Origin of the sequence: Marinobacter sp. ANT_B65 (assembly GCF_002407605.1) — a bacterium.
Classification (GTDB): domain Bacteria; phylum Pseudomonadota; class Gammaproteobacteria; order Pseudomonadales; family Oleiphilaceae; genus Marinobacter.
The window spans coordinates 407,886-429,045 of the sequence record NZ_NXGV01000001.1 but is presented as its reverse complement, the minus strand read 5'-3'; the positions used below and the strand labels follow the sequence as shown (position 1 = coordinate 429,045).

General features: G+C 53.6%; 20 protein-coding genes. 10 read left to right on the top strand and 10 right to left on the bottom strand.

Translation table 11 applies throughout. From position 1 onward, the window contains the following. Positions 1-17 precede the first annotated feature (17 nt). Positions 18-734, bottom strand: coding sequence for an NYN domain-containing protein (locus CPA50_RS02000; protein ID WP_096780812.1), 717 nt, complete (start codon positions 732-734; stop codon positions 18-20). Positions 735-942: 208 nt separating this feature from the next. Here CPA50_RS02000 and CPA50_RS01995 point away from each other — a divergent pair, with 208 nt between their 5' ends. Further along, the gene (locus CPA50_RS01995; RefSeq protein WP_096780811.1) at positions 943-1,470 is read left to right on the top strand and encodes a TIGR02281 family clan AA aspartic protease; all 528 of its coding nucleotides are present in this window, start codon (positions 943-945) and stop codon (positions 1,468-1,470) included. Positions 1,471-1,526: 56 nt separating this feature from the next. Here the strand turns inward: CPA50_RS01995 and CPA50_RS01990 are convergent, their stop codons facing one another. Further along, the gene (locus CPA50_RS01990; protein WP_096780810.1) at positions 1,527-1,838 is read right to left on the bottom strand and encodes a hypothetical protein; all 312 of its coding nucleotides are present in this window, start codon (positions 1,836-1,838) and stop codon (positions 1,527-1,529) included. A 14-nt stretch (positions 1,839-1,852) separates the two neighbouring features. Beyond that, positions 1,853-2,098 (bottom strand): hypothetical protein, encoded by a 246-nt coding sequence (locus CPA50_RS01985; RefSeq protein ID WP_096780809.1) that lies wholly within the window; start codon positions 2,096-2,098, stop codon positions 1,853-1,855. 401 nt (positions 2,099-2,499) lie between these two features. On the opposite strand from CPA50_RS01985, the gene CPA50_RS01980 reads away from it, so the two are divergent. Further along, a complete protein-coding gene (locus CPA50_RS01980; protein WP_096780808.1) occupies positions 2,500-2,862 on the top strand; it encodes a T6SS amidase immunity protein Tai4 family protein in 363 nt (120 codons plus the stop codon). Between the two features lie 227 nt (positions 2,863-3,089). Here CPA50_RS01980 and fba read toward each other — a convergent pair whose 3' ends face one another. From fba to tkt, 4 genes are all read right to left on the bottom strand, one after another. Then, positions 3,090-4,154 carry a class II fructose-bisphosphate aldolase gene (gene fba, locus CPA50_RS01975; RefSeq protein ID WP_096780807.1) on the bottom strand — a complete coding sequence of 355 codons (1,065 nt, stop codon included), beginning with the start codon at positions 4,152-4,154 and terminating at the stop codon, positions 3,090-3,092. Between the two features lie 207 nt (positions 4,155-4,361). After that, a complete protein-coding gene (locus tag CPA50_RS01970; protein WP_096780806.1) occupies positions 4,362-5,522 on the bottom strand; it encodes a phosphoglycerate kinase in 1,161 nt (386 codons plus the stop codon). A 64-nt stretch (positions 5,523-5,586) separates the two neighbouring features. Beyond that, the gene (locus CPA50_RS01965; RefSeq protein WP_096780805.1) at positions 5,587-6,630 is read right to left on the bottom strand and encodes a type I glyceraldehyde-3-phosphate dehydrogenase; all 1,044 of its coding nucleotides are present in this window, start codon (positions 6,628-6,630) and stop codon (positions 5,587-5,589) included. Beyond that, positions 6,630-8,630 carry a transketolase gene (gene tkt, locus CPA50_RS01960; protein WP_096782290.1) on the bottom strand — a complete coding sequence of 667 codons (2,001 nt, stop codon included), beginning with the start codon at positions 8,628-8,630 and terminating at the stop codon, positions 6,630-6,632. The genes CPA50_RS01965 and tkt overlap by 1 nt, the downstream gene beginning before the upstream one ends. Before the next feature lie 256 nt (positions 8,631-8,886). Here tkt and CPA50_RS01955 point away from each other — a divergent pair, with 256 nt between their 5' ends. From CPA50_RS01955 to CPA50_RS01925, 7 genes are all read left to right on the top strand, one after another. After that, positions 8,887-9,891 (top strand): metalloregulator ArsR/SmtB family transcription factor, encoded by a 1,005-nt coding sequence (locus CPA50_RS01955; RefSeq protein WP_096780804.1) that lies wholly within the window; start codon positions 8,887-8,889, stop codon positions 9,889-9,891. 118 nt (positions 9,892-10,009) lie between these two features. After that, the gene (gene metK, locus CPA50_RS01950) at positions 10,010-11,200 is read left to right on the top strand and encodes a methionine adenosyltransferase (protein ID WP_096780803.1); all 1,191 of its coding nucleotides are present in this window, start codon (positions 10,010-10,012) and stop codon (positions 11,198-11,200) included. Between the two features lie 64 nt (positions 11,201-11,264). Continuing rightward, positions 11,265-12,638, top strand: coding sequence for an adenosylhomocysteinase (ahcY, locus tag CPA50_RS01945; protein ID WP_096780802.1), 1,374 nt, complete (start codon positions 11,265-11,267; stop codon positions 12,636-12,638). 12 nt (positions 12,639-12,650) lie between these two features. Continuing rightward, on the top strand, positions 12,651-13,520 hold the full coding sequence (gene metF, locus CPA50_RS01940) for a methylenetetrahydrofolate reductase [NAD(P)H] (protein WP_096780801.1): 870 nt from the start codon (positions 12,651-12,653) through the stop codon (positions 13,518-13,520). 250 nt (positions 13,521-13,770) lie between these two features. Continuing rightward, positions 13,771-14,529: a transporter substrate-binding domain-containing protein gene (locus tag CPA50_RS01935; RefSeq protein ID WP_096780800.1), complete on the top strand. Its 759-nt coding sequence runs from the start codon at positions 13,771-13,773 to the stop codon at positions 14,527-14,529. A gap of 95 nt (positions 14,530-14,624) precedes the next feature. Further along, on the top strand, positions 14,625-15,296 hold the full coding sequence (locus CPA50_RS01930) for an amino acid ABC transporter permease (protein WP_096780799.1): 672 nt from the start codon (positions 14,625-14,627) through the stop codon (positions 15,294-15,296). Positions 15,297-15,309: 13 nt separating this feature from the next. After that, a complete protein-coding gene (locus CPA50_RS01925; RefSeq protein ID WP_096780798.1) occupies positions 15,310-16,056 on the top strand; it encodes an amino acid ABC transporter ATP-binding protein in 747 nt (248 codons plus the stop codon). A 52-nt stretch (positions 16,057-16,108) separates the two neighbouring features. Here CPA50_RS01925 and CPA50_RS01920 read toward each other — a convergent pair whose 3' ends face one another. The 3 genes from CPA50_RS01920 to CPA50_RS01910 form a co-directional block, all read right to left on the bottom strand. Beyond that, positions 16,109-16,954, bottom strand: a complete 846-nt coding sequence (locus CPA50_RS01920; protein WP_227519449.1) for a DUF3037 domain-containing protein — start codon at positions 16,952-16,954, stop codon at positions 16,109-16,111. Then, positions 16,951-17,661 (bottom strand): HipA domain-containing protein, encoded by a 711-nt coding sequence (locus tag CPA50_RS01915; protein ID WP_227519448.1) that lies wholly within the window; start codon positions 17,659-17,661, stop codon positions 16,951-16,953. The genes CPA50_RS01920 and CPA50_RS01915 overlap by 4 nt, the downstream gene beginning before the upstream one ends. A 685-nt stretch (positions 17,662-18,346) precedes the next feature. Then, on the bottom strand, positions 18,347-19,480 hold the full coding sequence (locus tag CPA50_RS01910) for a TRAP transporter substrate-binding protein (protein ID WP_096780796.1): 1,134 nt from the start codon (positions 19,478-19,480) through the stop codon (positions 18,347-18,349). Between the two features lie 324 nt (positions 19,481-19,804). Between CPA50_RS01910 and CPA50_RS01905 the strand changes: the two genes are divergently transcribed. Beyond that, complete coding sequence (locus CPA50_RS01905; protein WP_096780795.1) at positions 19,805-21,154, top strand: adenosylmethionine--8-amino-7-oxononanoate transaminase; 1,350 nt, start codon at positions 19,805-19,807, stop codon at positions 21,152-21,154. Positions 21,155-21,160 lie beyond the last annotated feature (6 nt).

The following is a 21,160-nucleotide window of genomic DNA, read 5'->3' as shown; positions in this document are numbered from 1 at the left end:
ACTGAGTTGCTGGTTCATTACGCCGTTTTTTTCTTCCGGACATCCCTCACCAGATAGGAATTACCCGGGCCACGCTTCAGCTCAAACAGATCTATTGCCTTGATGAGACTACTCAGATTTCTATAGCCGTAGTTTCTGGTATCAAACGAGGTCTTATTTGAAATGTGCGACCCGACAGGCCCCAAGGCTGCCCAGCCATCATCCTCTTCCGTCGCTTCAATTGCCTGACGAAGCAGACTGATCAGCTTTGTATCTGATTTTATATTTTTCGTTATGGTTTCTTCTGCATCATTCTTAGCTGGTCCCTGGTCCAGAAACAAAAACTTGGAGCACGCGTTAACAAATGGCGAGGGTGTCTTCCGTTCGCCAAAGCCTAGAACCACCTTACCCTCGGCCAGGGCACGGGTAACCATTGGCGTGAAGTCACAGTCAGACGACACGAAACACATCACGTCTATATCCTTGGTGTACATCACATCCATGGCATCAATAACCAGCGCGATATCCGATGCATTCTTTCCTTTCGAGAGGTCGTACTGCTGCACTGGCTGAATAGCATATTCATGCAGAAGGTCCTCCCAGCCTTTCAAGGAAGCTTTTTTCCAGTTTCCATAGGCTTTTCTTATGGTTACAACACCATATTTGGCGACTTCACTGAGAACATCCTCAAACTTGCCAGCAGGGGCATTGTCCGCATCGATGAACAGTGCAATTTTTTGCTTAGACTCATCCATTTACATCTTCTCCTTTTTCTATAGCCTTAACACTTGCAGCTCTGCAAAACCGATGCCCGACAACTGCATAATTCCGCGCTGAAAATCAGCTGGGGCACCTTTATGGTAGTGCGTTCAAACATCTGTAATCTACCTGCCTCCCTGCTCTTGTGCCCGGAATGGGTTAGACTTCAAACAGCCTGTCGGACGCCCCACTAAAAGGAACAGAATGAGTAAACCTGGCATCATCAGACCCGAAACCCGATACCTTCTTTACTTCGCTGTTTTCTGGATTGTGTTCCTCTCCGCTGCGACCTATTTACTCGGTAGCTGGGAGTCCCACAAAACCAACCCTAACCAGCAACTGGTCAGTCACTCTCGCGACGGCACCACCGAAATCAAACTGCAGGCCAACCGCCAGGGCCATTATCTGGCAAACGGTACCATCAACAACCAAAACGTAACCTTCATTCTGGATACGGGTGCGACAACCGTGTCTGTCTCAGAACACATCGCCGAAAAAGCAGGCCTTGTCCGGATGCAGCCTAGCCTTGCACGCACTGCTGCTGGCACAGTACGTGTCTGGAATACAACCATTCCAGAACTCCGCCTGGGCGATATCACATTCAATAATGTACCCGGCACCATCAGCCCGGACATGGACCCGGACATGGTTCTGCTGGGTATGAGTGTACTTGGACAGCTTAACTTCTCTCAACAATCGGGCGTTCTGACCCTGAGCCTGGGAACACATTGAGAGGCATGAGGGGCGCCGGATTGGGTAGTGCAAGAGCATCCAGCAACAGCCGAGTGTTATGTGATGTTTCCCACGGTCAGCAAGAAAAACGTGATTGCCACAACTAAATACAGACACTGAAGAAGGCGAAAACCAACCATCCCAGTTTCCTTTTGAATCTCTCCGACATAAGGCCCGCTGATAATCCCTGTACCCTCCGAATACAGAACATAGAAAGGCAAATAAACCGAAAAGCCGAATAACCAGACGTCGGCGGCAATATCAGCGTCTCCGCCGTGGAAAGACGCCTTTATAAAGCCGGCCACAAAAAACAAGCCTGCCATAAAAGCCGCATATCGATGCAGTCTGGTGAGCTTGTCTAGATCCATAACCTGGCAACCTTTCACTGTCCGTGTCGCTTCAGTAGACCCCGCGTTATACAGGCCGTAACTAAAGAAAGAGCCAGCGTACCTGGTGGGACGACCGCAAACAGTAGAATTCCCAAGCCCAGATCATCTGCCAACTCAGCCCTGGTTTCCGCTCCGGTTGCCGCCATCTCGTAATACACAACCATCTCCGCCAATACATTCCAGAAGATGATGGCGCTCACTATCGTGACCAGGACTGTGATCAGGGTATTTTTATTCATACATATAGCGCCTGCATAAAACGGTGCTCTGACAAGGGCGTCCAATAAGGGCCTTCGGCCCAAAAAGAATTTAATGCGATGGTTAGAGCTGCACGTAACTGCCTCAATGCACCAACCGCCTGCCCCAACATGCACTGGCGCCCTACCGTTGTTTTTCTTTGCTTTGCGCCCACTTGGATAAAATATGATGGCGCTGGCGCTAATTATCAAGCACCGTTTCCAGTACGAGGGAGAGTGTTAGTCTGCTATTTCACTCCAGCAGATTTACTGTCGCTAACGTGGTCATTGATCGCTCCATGCACACGAGGTACGGTTTATTTTGATCGAGTGTCCATCAAACATCTACTCAAAGACAGCGGTTACTTTCCAAGAGCGCAAAGAGCATTGTTCTGGGAATTAAAATGAAAAAGGCTTTATTACTTTGTGCTGTTTTTGCTCAGAACGCGTGTGCGAGTGCTGATCGCCCCAGCACCCCAACCTACCCTCCGGAAACAATTTTTAAAAACTACGCCTTGAGCACCTGTCTTGCCGATGCGTTCGAAGATGCCGAATTAAGGAAGGATGCCAGCGCTACCGCTGCTGGTTTCCTTGAATTTGGAACGGGCCCTATTGAAGCCTATACAGAGGCTACTTTAATGGGGCGCGAATTCCTGAAAAAGAAATATCACGGAAAAGCCCCAGTTGAGTTCAACACAAAGAAATGTATTGATTTTTACCATAGCGAGGAACTCGATAGGCTAGTCGAACGATATATTACGAATTAGCGTTCGGGCTGGGGCCAAAAACTCCACAAAACAGGTAAACATATCCGATGGCCGCCTGAATTTAAGAACAGGCCCAGCGCATCGCCAGATTAATGCTTTGATTCAGCAATAGGGTTTTGCTGTCTGTTTATGGGGCGATCAGAACGTCAGCGAGGCTATCGGGAAGGGAATTCAGAGGGGATTTCACAACCCCGGGCAAGGCGCGCCCGGGGTTGCTTACTACGGTCTTACTTAACTTTCGGATCCAGCTCGCCAGACTCGTAGCGCTCAAACATGCGCTCAAGGTTGATTGGCTTGATCTTACTGGCATTGCCGGCGCAGCCGAAGGCTTCGTAGCGGGCGATGCAGATATCGGTCATGGCAACCATGGTAGCCTGCAGGAATTTGCGCGGGTCAAACTCGGCCGGATTCTGGGCCAGGAAGCGACGTACAGCGCCGGTACTGGCGAGGCGCAGGTCGGTATCGATGTTTACTTTACGCACACCGTACTTGATGCCTTCCACGATTTCCTCAACCGGTACACCGTAGGTTTCGGGAATCTCACCGCCAAATTCGTTGATAACTTTCAGCCATTCCTGGGGTACAGAGCTGGAGCCGTGCATAACCAGATGGGTATCCGGAATGCGTTTGTGAATGGCTTTGATCTGCTCAATGGCCAGGATGTCGCCTGTGGGTGGGCGGGTAAACTTGTAGGCGCCGTGGCTGGTGCCGATAGCGATGGCCAGTGCGTCTACGTGGGTCTTTTTCACGAAGTCGGCGGCTTCTTCCGGGTCGGTCAGCATCTGGCTCATGTCCAGAGTGCCTTCGGCGCCAATGCCGTCTTCTTCACCGGCCTGGCCGGTTTCCAGGGAGCCCAGGCAACCCAGTTCGCCTTCTACAGATACGCCACAGGCGTGTGCCATTTCTACGGTACGGCGGGTTACGTCTACGTTGTATTCGTAGTCCATAGGTGTTTTGCCGTCTTCGCCCAGGGAGCCGTCCATCATTACGGAGCTGAAGCCCAGCTGGATGGAGCGCTGGCAGATGGCCGGGCTGGTGCCGTGATCCTGGTGCATAACTACCGGGATATGCGGAAACTCTTCAATGGCCGCAAGGATCAGGTGGCGCAGGAAGGGGGCTCCGGCGTATTTACGGGCACCTGCAGAGGCCTGGACAATAACCGGGGAATCGGTTTTGTCGGCGGCTTCCATGATGGCGCGCATCTGTTCCAGGTTGTTTACGTTAAAGGCTGGCACACCGTAACCATGCTCGGCGGCGTGGTCCAGCATTTGCCGCATCGAAATCAGGGCCATTTGGTTGTCTCCTCGGTTAGGGGCAATCGTGATTAATTAATTTAAATTCAAACTGCAAACTTGTAAGTCTACCTTGGCCGGGGCAGCAGCAGTCTCCGGGACACGCTGTGAATACATCCCTGTAAGCTTGACGGCAGCATCCTTGCTGCCGACAGTCCCGGAGCCTGCTGCCCCGGCCCCTTGCGATTCTGTTTTAATCTGAGCGCTCTACGCGCCGCGTTCTTCCAGCACGGCAACGGCCGGCAGGACTTTACCTTCCACAAATTCCAGGAAGGCTCCACCACCAGTGGAAATATAAGAGATCTTGTCAGCTATGCCGTATTTGTCAACGGCTGCAACTGTGTCGCCGCCGCCAGCCAGAGAAAAAGCATCGCTCTCGGCGATGGCTTCGGCCAGGGTTTTAGTGCCGTTGCCAAACTGATCAAACTCAAACACGCCTACGGGGCCATTCCACAGAATGGTTTTGGCGTTCTTGAGCAGTTCCGCGAACTGGCCTGCGGTTTCCGGGCCTACGTCGAGGATCATATCGTCTTCAGTCACGTCGGAGATGTTCCGGATGGTGGCTGTGGCATTTTCCGCAAATTCGCTGGCAACCACTACGTCGACCGGCAGCGGGATGTTAACCCGGGAGGCGATGTCCCTGGCTGTATCCAGCAGTTCGTGTTCGCACAGGGATTTGCCAACGGGGTGGCCAGCTGCAGCCAGGAAGGTGTTGGCGATGCCGCCGCCTACGATGATCTGGTCACACACTTTTTCGAGGGCGTTGAGCACGTCGAGTTTGGTAGAGACTTTGGCGCCACCAACAATGGCCACAACCGGTTTGGCCGGGTTATCCAGGGCTTTGCCCAGGGCTTCCAGTTCCGCAGCCAGCAGTGGGCCTGCGCAGGCTTCCGGTGCAAAGCGGGCTACGCCGTGGGTAGATGCCTGGGCACGGTGGGCTGTGCCGAAGGCGTCCATCACGTAGATGTTGCACAGGGCAGCGTATTGCTTTGCCAGGGTTTCATCGTCTTTCTTTTCACCTTTGTTGAAGCGAACATTCTCGAACAGCACAACTTCGCCGTCGGCAACGTCAACGCCACCGAGGTAATCTTTAATCAGGCGCACTTCCTGGCCCAGCACTCCGGTGAGGTAATCAGCAACCGGCTTCATGGAGGAGGCTTCGTCGTATACGCCTTCTTCCGGGCGGCCCAGATGGGACATCAGCATAACTTTGGCACCGGCATCTCTGGCTGCCTTGATGGTCGGCAGGGATGCGCGAATGCGGGCATCGCTGGAAATCACGCCGTTTTTTACCGGCACGTTGAGGTCTTCGCGGATCAGAACCCGCTTGCCAGCGAGGTTCAGGTCGGTCATTTTTTTGATGGCCATAACACTAATATCCTTAACGTTTAAATCATGAAGATGGAGGCAGGCATTCTGGCCAGGCCTCTTTTCACTCTTGAACCTCTGCGGTTTTCCCCAGCCAGCTCTGGCTTACATCCAGCATCCGGTTGGCAAATCCCCATTCGTTATCAAACCAGACCAGCAGCTTTACCATGTTCCCCCGGGTTACCCGGGTCTGGCCGCCGTCCACAACACCGGAATGGGCATCGTGGTTGAAGTCGGAACTGGCCAGCAGTTCATCGGTGTAGCCAAGAATGCCTTTCAGAGGGCCGTTTGCGGCTTCCTTCAGCACCCGGTTTACGGCGGCCACATCGGTGGTTTCTCTCACGTTGAACACCATATCAATGGCGGACACGTTCATGGTGGGTACGCGCAAAGCCACGGAGCTGAAGCGCCCTTCCATGTGCGGAAGCAGTCGCTCAACACCGCGCGCCAACCCTGTATCTACCGGGACTATGTTGTGGAGCGCACTGCGGGTGAGGCGCAGGTCCTGCTGATGGTAGGCGTCTATGACTGGCTGGTCATTCATGGCGGCGTGAATGGTGGTGGTACTGCCCTGCTCCACACCAAAGGCTTTATCGAGCACACAGATCACCGGCACCAGGCAGTTGGTGGTGCAGGAACCTGCAGCCACTATGCGATCGGCTTCTGTGATTTCTGTCTCGTTGATGCCGTATACCACCGTGCGATCCACATCCGATTCAGCAGGCTGGGAAAACAGCAGTCGTTTTGCCCCCGCCTGAAGGTGTCGCTCAGCCGTGGCCCGGTCGGAGTAGGAGCCGGAGCATTCAAGTACCAGATCAATGTCCAGTTCATTCCACGGCAACTCCGCCGGGTCTGATTGGCTGAGCACGCGAATGGGATCACCGTTGATGATCAGATCCTGCCCCTGCACTGCGATGCTTCCGGAGAACCGGCCATGGGTAGAGTCGTAGCGGGTCAGGTGTGCAATCGTGTCTATATCGGAAAGCTCGTTAATCGCGACCACCTGGAGGTGATCGCGAAAACCGTTTTCGTACAGAGCACGCAACACGCACTGGCCAATCCGGCCATACCCGTTGATCGCAATGCGAAAGGGCGCAGGTGCTGTCATCAGGCGTCCAGCAGTTCCGCAGCCACTTCAAGGATGTTCTCTACGGTAAAGCCGAACTCTTTGAACAGCTCGCCGGCAGGAGCAGATTCACCAAAGGTGGTCATGCCCACAACGCGACCGTCCAGGCCCACATACTTGTACCAGTAATCTGCAATCGAGGCTTCGACGGCGATACGGTTGGTAACTTCCAGGGGCAGCACCTGCTGCTTGTACTCGGCGCTCTGGGCATCGAATACATCAGTAGATGGCATGGATACAACGCGAACTTTCTTGCCCTGCTCCCGCAGTTTGGCAGCGCTGTCCTGTGCCAGGCCTATTTCCGAGCCGGTGGCAATCAGGATGAGATCCGGTGTGCCTTCGCTGTCGCTCAGCACGTAGGCGCCTTTAGCCACATCCGCCAACTGTTGCGCGTCACGGGCCTGGGCAGGCAGGTTCTGGCGGGAGAAGATCATGGCCGTGGGGCCGTCTTTGCGTTCCAGAGCGCTTTTCCAGGCAACGGCAGATTCTACGGCGTCGGCCGGGCGCCAGGTGCTCATGTTCGGCGTGGTGCGCAGGCTGGCCAGCTGTTCAACCGGCTGGTGAGTCGGGCCATCTTCACCCAGGCCAATAGAGTCGTGAGTGAAAACATAGATGGAACGCTGCTTCATCAGTGCGGCCATGCGCACGGCGTTACGGCAGTATTCCATAAAGATCAGGAAGGTCGCGCCGTATGGTACAAAACCGCCGTGCAGGGCGATGCCGTTCATGATGGCTGCCATGCCGAACTCACGCACACCGTAATAGATGTAATTGCCGCTGGCATCGTTTTTACTCACGCCTTTGCATCCACTCCAGATAGTGAGGTTGGAACCGGCCAGGTCGGCAGAGCCGCCAAGCAGTTCCGGCAGCAGCGGGCCGTAGGCATTCAGGGTGTTCTGGGAAGCCTTGCGGCTGGCGATGGTTTCGCTGTTGTCCTGACATTCCTGAATGTAAGCCTGAGCTTTTTCAGAGAAATCTGCAGGCAGATCACCAGCCATGCGGCGCTTCAGTTCAGCAGCCAGCTCCGGCTCGGCTTTTTCGTATGCTGCAAAGGTTTCGTTCCAGGCGCTTTCGGCGCTGGCGCCCTTATCTTTAGCATTCCAGGCTTCGTAGATGTCGGCAGGAATCTCAAACGGGCCGTAAGTCCAGCCCAGGGCTTCGCGGGTCAGTGCAATTTCATCATCACCCAGCGGGGCGCCGTGGCAATCTTCTTTACCCTGTTTATTGGGTGAACCGAAGCCGATGATGGTTTTGCAGCAGATCAGTGTGGGCTGTTCGGTGTTGGCACGGCCAGCCTCAACAGCGGCACGGATGGCGTCGGCATCATGGCCGTCAACCTTGGGGATTACCTGCCAGCCGTAGGATTCGAAGCGCTGCGGTGTGTTGTCGGTAAACCAGCCTTCAACTTCGCCATCAATGGAGATGCCGTTGTCGTCGTAGAACATGATCAGCTTGCCCAGGCCCAGAGTGCCCGCCAGTGAACATACTTCGTGAGAGATGCCTTCCATGAGGCAGCCATCGCCCAGGAATGCGTAGGTGTAGTGATCAACAACCTCATGGCCGGAGCGGTTGAACTGCGCCGCCAGGGTTTTCTCTGCCAGTGCGAAACCCACTGCGTTGGCAATGCCCTGCCCCAGCGGGCCGGTGGTGGTTTCTACACCCGGGGTGTAACCGTATTCCGGGTGGCCCGGTGTTTTAGAGTGCAGTTGGCGGAAGTTTTTCAGGTCGTCGATGGAAACGTCGTAGCCGCTCAGGTGCAACAGCGAGTACTGCAGCATGGAACCGTGGCCGTTGGATAGTACAAAACGGTCGCGGTTGGCCCACTGTGGATTAGCAGGGTTGTGGCTCAGGTAATCGTTCCACAGTACCTCGGCGATATCAGCCATGCCCATGGGCGCACCCGGGTGGCCGGATTTGGCTTTCTGAACCGCATCCATGCTCAGCGCGCGAATGGCGTTGGCGAGATCTTTACGAGAGGGCATTAACGTTTCTCCAATGTTTTTCAGGGAAAGTAGGGAGCAACCCAGGGCTTTTAATGGAGCGATAAAAAGCTGCTCAAAAATAAGGCGCGTATTTTCGCCGATTAGGGTGTGCCGGGGCAAATCATGATGAGACTTCTGTGTAAATATCCTGGCGTGGATTCCCGAAGAGGTTGATTTCAAAGAGTGATAATTCTATATCAAAATATTTTGATATGGCTATTGATTGATCACCCAAACCCACTTAAACTCCGCAACCATGACAAGTTTGAATGCACACGCTAACCAAATATCCTCCGTGGACGTCCTTGCCCCTATCTTCAAGGCAAGCGGTGATCCTCTGCGCCTGGAGATTTTGCGTGTGCTGCGGCGCGATACATTTGGTGTGCTGGAGCTCAGCCAGCTGTTCGATATGCGCCAGTCGGGCATGAGCCACCACCTGAAGGTAATGCACAAGGCAGGTCTGGTAGAGCCGCAGCGCGAAGGCAACTCAATTTTTTACCGCCGCCCGCTGCACCTGGATAACGACAAGCCGACAGATCTGACTATCCGCCAGATTTTTGAAGCCGTAGACCGCGCACCTTTACCCGCGCATCTGCAGGAAAAAATTGAATCTATCCGCAACCAGCGTGCGGATCAGTCGCAGGCATTTTTCTCCCGGCATTCAGATCAGTTCCGGGAGCAGCAGGAGCTGATCGCTGCATTTGATCTCTACGCAGTGCCAGTGGCCGACATGATCCGGAAGCGGACACGCAAACACCAGTGGCAGACAGCTCTGGAAATCGGGCCGGGTGAAGGTGGTTTCCTGCCCGTGTTATCCGAGCTTAGTGACCATGTTGTCGCACTGGATAACAGTCGGGACATGCTGGCCAAGGCCACCCGGACCTGCATTGACCAGCGCCTTAACAATGTCGATCTGATAGAAGGAATAACCGACACACTGCTGGCCCGCGGGGACGCGTTTGATCTGGTAGTGGCCAATATGGTGCTGCACCACGTACCCAGTCCTGCAGATATTTTTCTGGATGCAGCGGCGTTGATGAATAACGGCGGTTGTCTGGTGATCAGCGACCTGTGCAGCCACGATCAGAACTGGGCAAAAGATAACTGCGGCGACCTCTGGCTTGGTTTCGAGCCGGAAGAGCTAACCGCCTGGGCAGTAGCAGCGGGCCTCAAATCTGGTGAGCAACTATTTATCGGGTTGCGTAACGGTTTCCAGATCCAGGTCAGAGAATTCTGGAAAACCCAATTGCCATTGAGATGATGGAACCCTGAGACAGCAACGCCTCCCGGGGAATATTCAAAAACTTTGATATTGTTGTAAGTAGTACTACTTACACACCAACCCACAAGATTTCGAAACGCTCACAGAGGAGCAACCTATGTCCGACTACAACATTTTCACCTCCGAATCGGTCTCCGAGGGCCATCCGGACAAACTGGCCGACCAGATCTCCGACGCAGTTCTGGATTCCATCCTCATGGAAGACCCGCACGCCCGCGTGGCTTGCGAAACCATGGTAAAAACCGGTGTAGCCATTGTTGGTGGTGAAATCACTACCAGCGCATGGGTAGATCTGGAAGACCTGGTTCGCGGTGTAATCAAGGACATTGGCTATACCTCTTCAGACGTCGGCTTCGACGGCGACACCTGCGGCATTATCAATATCATCGGCAAACAGTCCGTGGATATTGCCCAGGGCGTTGATCGCCAGAAGCCGGAAGACCAGGGTGCCGGCGACCAGGGCCTGATGTTCGGCTACGCCAGCAACGAAACCGAAGTGCTGATGCCTGCACCGATCACCTTCGCCCACCGTCTGGTAGAGCGCCAGGCAGAAGCCCGTAAAAACGGTGTGCTGCCGTGGCTGCGGCCGGATGCGAAAAGCCAGGTAACCTGCCGCTATGAAAACGGCAAGGTTGTAGGTATCGACGCGGTTGTGCTCTCAACCCAGCACGACCCCGATGTCAGCCAGGCTGATCTGAAAGAAGCCATTATGGAACTGGTTGTGAAAAACGTGCTGCCTGCAGAGCTTCTGCACAAGGGCACTCAGTTCCACATCAACCCCACGGGCAAGTTTGTTATCGGCGGCCCGGTTGGTGACTGCGGTCTTACTGGCCGCAAGATCATCGTCGACACCTACGGCGGCATGGCCCGTCACGGCGGCGGTGCTTTCTCGGGCAAAGACCCCTCGAAGGTTGACCGCTCGGCTGCCTACGCTGGCCGTTACGTGGCCAAGAATATCGTCGCTGCTGGCCTGGCTGACAAGTGCGAGATTCAGGTTTCCTACGCCATCGGCGTGGCACAACCAACATCTATTTCCGTAAACACCTTCGGTACCGGGAAAATTGGCGACGACAAGATCATTGAACTGGTCCGCCAGCACTTTGACCTGCGTCCTTACGCAATTACCAACATGCTCGACCTGCTGCACCCCATGTACCGGGCGACAGCAGCCTATGGCCACTTCGGTCGCGAGCCACATGAGATGACCGTAGGCGGTAAGACTTTCACGGCTTTCCCGTGGGAAAAAACCGACCGCGCAGCAGCTCTGAAAGACGCTGCAGGTATCTGAACAATTTTCAGGCGTATGAATGACCTCATGCGCCCAAAGTTTGAACTAATCGGAGAACACCAGAATGAGCAACTTCGAAGACTATAAAGTCCGTGATATTTCCCTGGCAGACTGGGGCCGTAAAGAAATCAAGATTGCCGAAGGCGAAATGCCCGCCCTGATGGCGCTGCGTGAAAAGTACAAAGCTGAGCAGCCGCTGAAAGGCGCCAATATCATGGGCTGCATCCACATGACGATCCAGACAGCTGTACTGATCGAAACACTGATCGAGCTGGGAGCGGATGTGCGCTGGTCATCCTGCAACATCTTCTCCACCCAGGACCAGGCTGCTGCAGCCATCGCGGCCCAGAACATTCCGGTGTTTGCATGGAAAGGTGAGACCGACGAAGAATACGACTGGTGCCTTGAGCGCACTATCGGCGCCGACGTAGAAGGTTGGGAACCCAACATGATTCTGGATGACGGCGGCGATCTGACAGCCCTGCTCCATGAAAAACACCCGGAAATTCTGGCCAACTGCCACGGTGTGACCGAAGAAACCACCACCGGCGTCCACCGCCTGCAGGAAATGCTGCGCGAAGGCACCCTGAAGGTACCGGCCATCAACGTAAACGATGCGGTTACCAAATCGAAGAACGACAACAAGTACGGATGTCGTCACAGCCTTAACGACGCGATCAAGCGCGGCACCGATCACCTGCTGGCCGGCAAGAAAGCGCTGGTTATTGGCTACGGTGATGTAGGGAAAGGTTCTGCCGCCTCCCTGCGCCAGGAAGGCATGATTGTGAAAGTCACAGAAGCCGACCCTATTTGTGCCATGCAGGCCTGTATGGACGGTTACGAAGTGGTTTCTCCATACATCAACGGTATCAACACAGGTACTGAAGCCTCCATAGACAAAGCTCTGCTTCAGACCACTGATCTGATCGTCACCACTACCGGCAACATGAATGTGTGCGACGCGCACATGCTCAAGGCTCTGAAATCCGGCGCAGTTGTCTGCAACATCGGCCACTTCGACAATGAAATCGATACCGCCTATATGCGCAAGAACTGGGAATGGGACGAAGTTAAGCCTCAGGTTCACGTTATCTATCGCGACAAGGCCGTTAACGATCACCTGATTCTGCTTTCCGAAGGCCGTCTGGTGAACCTGGGCAATGCCACTGGCCACCCCTCACGGATCATGGACGGCTCTTTTGCCAACCAGGTTCTGGCTCAGATGTACCTGTTCGAGCGCAAGTTCGCAGATCTGCCGGAAGAAGCCCGAGCCAAAGGTGTTTATGTGCAGGTTCTGCCCAAGCACCTGGATGAAGAAGTGGCCCGTGCCATGGTTGAGGGATTCAGCGGTGTGATCACCAGGATGACCCCGGAACAGGCACAATACATTGGCGTACCGGTCGAAGGCCCGTACAAGCCAGAAAGCTACAAATACTGATCAGGTAAGACCATGCAATCCCAAAAACAGTTCAAGCGCCGTTTCAGCTTTGAGTTCTTTCCACCCAAGACAGACCAGGGCAAGGAAAAACTCCAGGTGGTGCGTGATCAGCTTGCCGGGGTGAATCCGGATTTTTTCTCGGTCACCTTCGGTGCGGGCGGTTCCACCCGGGATCGCACCATTGAAACCGTGCTCAACCTGCACCAGCAGGGCATTTCTACTGCACCTCATCTCTCCTGCGTCGGTGGTACGCGGGAAGAGATATCGGAGCTTCTGGATCTGTATAAAGAGAATGGTATCAACCGGATTGTCGCCCTTCGGGGTGACATGCCTTCCGGTATGGGTGCATCTGGCGAAATGCGTTATGCCAATGAGTTGGTTGAATTCATCCGCGAGCACAGTGGCGACCATTTCAACCTGGAAGTAGCGGCCTACCCGGAGTTCCATCCCCAGGCCCGCAATGCCGAAGAAGATCTGAAAAACTTCGCCCGCAAGGTAGAAGCCGGCGCCAACAGCGCCATTACCCAGTACTTCTTCAACCCGGAAAGCTACTTCTACTTTATTGACCGGCTGGAAAAGATGGGGGTCACCATTCCGGTGGTGCCGGGCATCATGCCCATCGTCAATTTCTCCAGCCTGGTCCGGTTCTCGGACATGTGTGGCTCGGAAATCCCCCGCTGGATCCGCAAGCAGCTGGAGGCCTACGGAGATGACAGTGTCAGCATCCGCAAGTTCGGCGAGGAAGTGATCACCCGCATGTGTGAAAAACTGCTGGAAGCCGGCGCCCCGGGGCTGCATTTTTACACTCTGAACCAGGCTGAACCCAGCATCAGCATCTGGAAAAACCTTGGGATCAGTGAGCGCGAAAAAATCGCATTCTGATTACATCTCAGAGGAACCGGAACTTTGCCGGGTTATACCACAAGGCCATAACCCGGCCTCCTGATTTCCCATCATCCGCTACACGATTTATGCCCCGCATTTGATATTGGGTGCGCTCCTGAGTAATAGTCTAAAGTGTACGTGGTGCAGTTCCACTAACGCTCCCCGGAGATCGCAGTCATCAGCAGTGAATCTTCCGGCCTGCCTTACCGGGCAAACGGGGCATCATAAAAAAAGAGAAGGAGAAAGCATGAGCACGAAATGGCTGAAAACACTGGGCACTGGCCTGGCACTTACCGTCGCCGTCAGCACGGTTAGCGCTGAAACCCTGCGAGTAGCTACAGACCCAAGCTTCGTTCCGTTCGAAATGCTGGACCAGGAAACCGGAGAGATGATCGGTTTCGACATGGAAATAATCGCTGAAGTCGCTCAGCGCGCCGGCTTTGAATACGACGTGAATACCATGGATTTCAACGGCATCATCCCCGCCCTGCAAACAGGCAACGTGGATATCGCCATTGCCGGTATTACCATTACCGACGAGCGTGAAAAAATCGTTGATTTCTCTGACCCCTACTACGATTCCGGCTTGCGGATTCTGGTTCGTCAGGACAACAATGAAGTAACGGAAATATCCGATCTTGAAGGCCTGAAGATCGGCTCAAAAATCGGCAGTACCAGTTACGACTTCCTGAAGAAAAACCTGGACAAGAACGACGGCGTAACGCCCTACCCAGGCAGCTCTGACATGTATATGGCTCTGATGTCCCGTGCAGTCGACGCAGTATTCTACGACGCCCCGAACGTTGGCTATTTCGCCCGTACAAAGGGTGAAGGTAAAGTCAAAACCGTTGGCACACTTTACGAAGGCCAGCAGTATGGCATCGCGCTGAAAAATGGCAGTGAGTGGGTTGACGAAGTGAATGAAGCTCTCGCCTCCATGAAAGAAGACGGAACCTACAAAACCATCTACGAAAAGTGGTTTGGCCCGATGCCTGAAGGCAAGTAACAGCCGAAGGGCCTCCAGGGCCCATTCCTCTTGTTGCGCCGGGGTGAAGCCCACCCCGGCAGCTTCTGACTCCAACCCCTGCGGAGACGCACACTGTGGAATCCCAGTTCCAATTTGACTGGCAAGCAGCCATCGACTCTATTCCCTTCCTGATCAAGGGAATACCTTACACCCTGATGATTTCTTTTGGCGGCCTGATTATCGGCTTTGCCCTCGGCATCCTTTTTGGCCTGTTGAGCATCAACAAAAAGTGGTTCCTGAAATGGCCTGCAACGGCCTATATAGAAATCTTTCGTGGTACCCCGATTCTGGTTCAGGTTCTGTTTATCTTTTACGGCCTGCCCGATCTGATCGGCGGCCCTATTGATCCTCTGACCGCGGGTATTGCCGCGATCGCCCTGAACTCGGGTGCCTATATTTCTGAAGTGGTACGTGGTGGCGTTCAGTCCATCGCCAAGGGACAGACCGAAGCCGGGCTTTCCCTGGGCCTTTCCCGTACTCAGACATTCTGGTCCATCGTATGGCCCCAGGCCTTCCGGCGCATGATCCCGCCGCTTGGAAACCAGGCCATTGTCAGCATCAAGGACACCTCACTGTTCTCGGTTATTGGCGTCGGCGAACTTGTCCGCCAGGGCCAGGTTTACATTGCCAGCACCTTCACCGCCTTTGAGGTGTATTTTGTGGTCGCGATCATGTATCTGGCCATCACCCTCTCCCTGTCAATGATTCTTCGCCTGGTTGAACGGCGTGGACTGGCCTCTGTCTGAAGGAACCTGACCCATGACTCAGATTGTAAAAATGAAGGGCATGAACAAGTACTTTGGCAAGGTGCATGTCCTCAAAGATATTGATTTAACAGTGGAACAAGGCGAGGTAGTTGTCATTATCGGTGCCAGCGGCTCGGGCAAATCCACCCTGATCCGCTGTGTGAACGGGCTTGAAGAGTTCGAATCCGGCCACCTTGAAGTCGAAGGTCAGGAACTCGCTCCGCATGGCGGCAACCAGCAGGCTCTCGCACAGATTCGCAAAGAAGTGGGCATGGTGTTCCAGCAGTTCAACCTGTTCCCTCACCTTACGGTGAAAAAGAACATCATGCTGGCGCCCCAGAAAGTCAAAAACGCGCCCCAGCCTGTGGCCAACGCCACTGCAGAACGCCTGCTGGAGCGAGTGGGAATCGGCAGCCAGGCCGATAAATACCCCGGCCACCTTTCCGGCGGCCAGCAGCAACGGGTTGCCATAGCCCGCGCCCTGGCCATGGAACCGCGACTGATGCTGTTTGATGAGCCCACCTCTGCACTGGACCCGGAAATGATCGGTGAAGTGCTGGACGTAATGCGGGAACTGGCCAAAGAAGGCATGACCATGATGGTCGTCACCCACGAGATGGGCTTCGCCCGGGAAGTAGCTGACCGCGTGATTTACATTCACGAAGGCCAGATTGTAGAACAGGGCAAGCCAGACGATGTATTCGACAACCCCCAGAACGAGCGCACTCAGGCGTTTCTGTCGAGGGTTCTGTCGCACTAAGGCTCTGACTGGAGCCCCCTTAACGGGGGCTTTTCACGGCTTCGCTGCAAAATTAGTGGGTAGCAAACTCAATAATTTTATCTTGCTCAGTATATAGAGCGACCTCAATACCATCACCAGTCAGGCTAGCAAGAGTCTCCTCAAAAGCCTCTCGCCTGATATCTTGACTGTCATCAATACCAGGGCCTTTAACCGGGAACAACACCGGGCCATTCAGCAGGTGACGCTTTCGCAGCTGCTCAACTTTCAATTTCCACCTGCCGCCATGTTCGATAATTGCCGTAGAGTCAGATTGACCGAGAAACAAAGGCTTGATTGCCCTGACTGCACGCCCCTCATTCTGCTCTACAAACGGAAAGGTAACGCCATATACCTTGTCCTCAATTCGACGTTTTGTATACTGCCGTGCAAGGTCACGTTGTTCCAGCAGTTGCTTGATACCTTTTTCCAAGATGGCTTCCTGATACTCCTTGGTGACGAAGTTCCTGCCAACGTAATAGTCGTAAAGCTCGGTCAAGGTTTGCCCAGGATTTTCCGTAAGAGCCACTCGCTGCTCGCTAAATCGGACAATGGTTTCACGGGGTCGAATCAATTCTTGAAACAGGCCGTTGTGAAACCCGTACTCCCGATCACCGTCTTCAAAGTCAGTGATGTAATTTGCGAGCATGCCCTGCACCCTACGCAGCTCAATCTCAAAGTTAGCCATTGTTTTTAAGTAGACGCCCCTTTCCAGCTCGCCAAAGAACTGCGTGATCCGGGCATGCTTCTTGCGCAGCAATTTAAAACCAAGATAACGGGTTTTCGGCACCCACAGCAAAATACCAACATTGGCGAACTCGCCAGTCTCGATATAAGGCATGAAACGCACGATGGCGTACTGGCACGCTAACCTGCTCATTTCGGACTCCAAAAACTATCGTTGCGAAAGCGCTGCAAATGTCTTAACAATGAATTCAGTTCGAGATCAAGTTTCATTGTCATCTCTGGGTCTCTATACAGCCACTCTTCGGGAATTGCCCGCACTAACTCTTCCCACCCCTCTATGGCATTCTCCATCTTTGAAGTGTAGTGCTCTCGCTCAATCAAATCATCGAACACTCTCGGTGCAATGTCTTTGAAGGCGTGGTATTTGAAGAACTTTTCAGAATCAAAGTCCGGATCGAAAGATTGATTGTGATCGATGACAACCAGCCGCTGGGATTCCGCCTCCCAAAACAAATTGGGATTGCCTCCGTTCTCAGTCAACATTCGGTCACCATTGGATATCCACCAGTCAAACACAAACAGGGAGCAGCGCATCTCGATAGGCACATCAGAAACTTGAGAGTATGCCAGCTCAGTAATCTGTTGCTCTTTTGACCCGAATGCGGGGCCATAGCCAAGTGCAACCGCATGTTTCACTGATAATACCTCAGCCAACTCTTCAGGAACCTGAACTATTCTGAACGGCGCCACAGGAATACCAAAAGCAAGGGCGAGATTCCCGGAAACCCATTCGTTGATCTGGCTAATCCGGCCGGCCCCGGTGCCTTTAACAAAGTAAACTTCACCATCCTCGCCCCTGCAGATAAATGGTTTAGTCATGCCGTGCTCCGAGCGGCGCAAAACCTCAACTATCTCTACTTCTGGCGATTGACTGCTCGACACAGGTGCGGGAGTCCTTTTTCTTACACGTAGATAACCAAAACACTACTCGATAGCGTGAATAATAGGGTTCAACCGTATCTCATACGCCCTTTCTAGGAAAGCATGTATTCTGGCAGCCTATTAATCTTGAGGTTGGCGCCGCGCCGAAAGCCAACACAGTCAAACCCCTGTCTTTTTTTACCTTCGGAGCTTGTATTTTCGATCAGTATGTAACGACGAAATATCAATTACCAATACCCACTAACCCCGAGCCAATAGTCACACCACTACAGGAAATCTTGCTACCGGCCACAGCTGTGGGCATGCAATTAATCATTACAGAGGCAGAACCGGCTACAATCACGCGCGGGTGCGAGGAGTGCTTGGGTTTGGAGTTAGGTGCCAATGAATCACCAACTCAGGCTCCGGCAGTGATACATATATCTTATACCGCCTGTACACTTTGACAAAGTCATCTGGTTCACATTGTGAACCAGACAAGCGAGTCTGGCCCTAACTATATCCTGAGACGACTGACAGCAGTCTGACTTCATCTGCAATAACGGTAAATCCTCGGCCATACTCCCGACCCGCGCGGCTTCAATAGCCGCGTTCAGTACCCACAGACTGGCATGTTCGGGAGCTGGCCGAGGCATTACTTCATTTACTTACGTAGCCCGCCACGGGGATGGCTGTTCAGGTAAGCCTGATCTGATATCCGGGTCCAGCGACGTGCTTTCCACAGGAATCTGGACTGTGAATCCAATACCTCTCTGGCAAGCGGGTCTTCGTTGGCCCGGGCTTTCAACTGCTCCTCAGTCACGTCATACAACGCCTGGAGAATCTCGGGAGAAAACGTACGAATCTGAACGCCGGGATACTCAACCTGGATGGTCGACCAGTTCTGAGCGCTCTCGTACGTTGATTGTATATACATATCGTATGCTGACGTACGCATGGCAATCTGAAGCACCTGCTGAAGCCGCTCAGGTAGACGCTTCCAGCTGTCCTGATTGATCAGGAACTGCAATTCGGTGGCGGGCTCATGCCAGCCCGTATAATAAAAACGGGCGATTTCATGGAACCGCATACCCAGATCCAGAGAAGGCCCAACCCATTCAAGGGCATCGATGCGCCCTTCATTCATGGCCTGGTATAATTCGCCCGGCGGCAAGTTAATGGGTTCTACTCCAAGCTCCTGCAGAACTGCCCCTGCAAAGCCCGGAACCCGCATCCTTAACCCCTTGAGATCCTCAAGTGTATTAATTTCCTTTCGGAACCAGCCTCCCATCTGATTGCCGGTGTTTCCTCCAGGGAACGACAGCATGTTGTGTTTACTGTACACCTTCTGCGTCAGTTCCAACCCTCCACCATGGTAAAACCACGCGTACTGCTCCTGGGGCAGCATTCCGAAGGGAACCGTGGTGAAAAACAACATATTGAAATCGACGTCTTTCCAGTAATAAGAGGCTGAGTGCCCCATATCGTACTCGCCGGATTTCACCATATCGAAAACGCCGAAAGGCTTCTTGTGCTGATCAGCTGAAACCACTTCGATTTGTAGCTGACCATCTGACAGCTGGTTTACCATCTGCGCCAGATTGGCGGTGGTCTCGGCAAAAACAGGGGCGTTCTCAGCCCAGGTCTGGGCCAGACGCAGTTTGTAAACCTTTGGTTCAGGGGCGGGAGCTTCTACTGCGGCGGCTTTGGGGCTGACATCATTGCAGCCGGCGAGCAGAACTGCCATCAACAGAAAAACAACGAGCACACTTAGTTTTCCAACTTTAACGGGATACATATACGACCTGCCTGCTCATCTTTTTGTTTATTTTTTAGTCAAATCGCGCATAGCTATTCGCGATTTTCGGGCAATGTATACTTAACGACTAAACGATACGCATAAATAAACAAAACTTATGTAGCATTTCTGTAGTGTGTCTGTAATAGCTCCGGCAGATACGAACAGTGCCGCTACGGGCACAGAGACTACCGGTGGAGTATCAGTTCCTGATAGCCACCGAAGCAGAACCCATAGCCACATACCGCTGTTAACTGTAATATCCAAAAAGGTTAACAGCCAGATTTATTCATTGCAGAACCATCGTCTTACCGGAGCCCCACCATGCGCAATGCTGACCTTGTCGCCCGCGGCCTGAAATCCGTATGGCATCCCTGTACCCAGATGAAAGACCACGAAACCCTGCCTCTGGTTCCGATCAGACGAGGCAAAGGCGTCTGGCTGGAGGATTTTGAAAATAACAGGTACATCGATGCGGTCAGCTCCTGGTGGGTCAATCTGTTCGGCCACGCCAATCCCAGAATCAATGCAGCAATCCAGAAGCAGATCGGCGAGCTGGAGCACGTCATTCTGGCGGGTTTTACCCACGAGCCTGTGGTAAATCTGTCTGAGCGGCTCATCGAAGTAACCCCTGAAGGTCTGAACAAGTGCTTCTACGCCGACAATGGCTCGTCGGCGATTGAAGCTGCGCTGAAAATGAGCTTCCACTACTGGAGGAATCAGGGATACCCCGGCAAAAAGAACTTCGTAAACCTGAGCAACAGTTACCACGGAGAAACTCTGGGTGCTCTGGCACTGGGCGACGTGGCTTTGTACAAGGAAACCTATCAGCCCTTATTGATGGAAGTTCTCACCGCACCCTCTCCGGATGCTTACAACAAGGAAGAAGGTGAAACCGACGAGGCCTATGCCCTGCGTCAGTTTGAGGCTATGGAAAAGCTGCTGGCAGAGAAACACGAAGAAATCTGTGCCGTTGTGGTAGAACCACTGATCCAGTGCGCGGGTGGCATGCGCATGCACCATCCGGTTTACCACACAAAACTGCGCCAGGCCTGTGATCGCTACGGTGTGCATCTGATTGCAGACGAAATTGCCGTCGGGTTTGGCCGTACAGGCACTCTGTTTGCCTGCGAGCAGTCCGGCATCACACCAGACTTCATGTGCCTGTCCAAAGGCCTGACGGCAGGCTACCTGCCGCTGTCAGTGGTGCTTACCACCAACGAGGTTTATAACGCTTTTTACGATGACTACGAAACCCTGAAGGCCTTTCTGCACAGCCATAGTTACACTGGCAACCCGATAGGTTGTGCTGTCGCACTGGCGACTCTCGACATCTTCCGGGATGACAATGTCATCGAGAACAATCGCCGGCTCTCGGCCTGCCTGGCCGAATCCGTCGCTCACCTTGCCGACCACCCCAACGTGGGGGATATCCGCCAGCACGGCATGACCCTCGCGGTGGAAATGGTCAAAGACAAGGCGTCCAAAACCCCCTTTCCCTGGCAGGAGCGTCGTGGAGTTCGGGTCTATCAGCATTCTCTGACCCGGGAGGCCTTGCTTAGACCCCTGGGTAATGTGGTTTACTTCATGCCACCTTACGTCATCACCGAAGACCAGATTCGTCATCTGGCCCAGGTCGCGACAGAAGGTATCAACATCGCTGTTAGGGACTGATCAAGG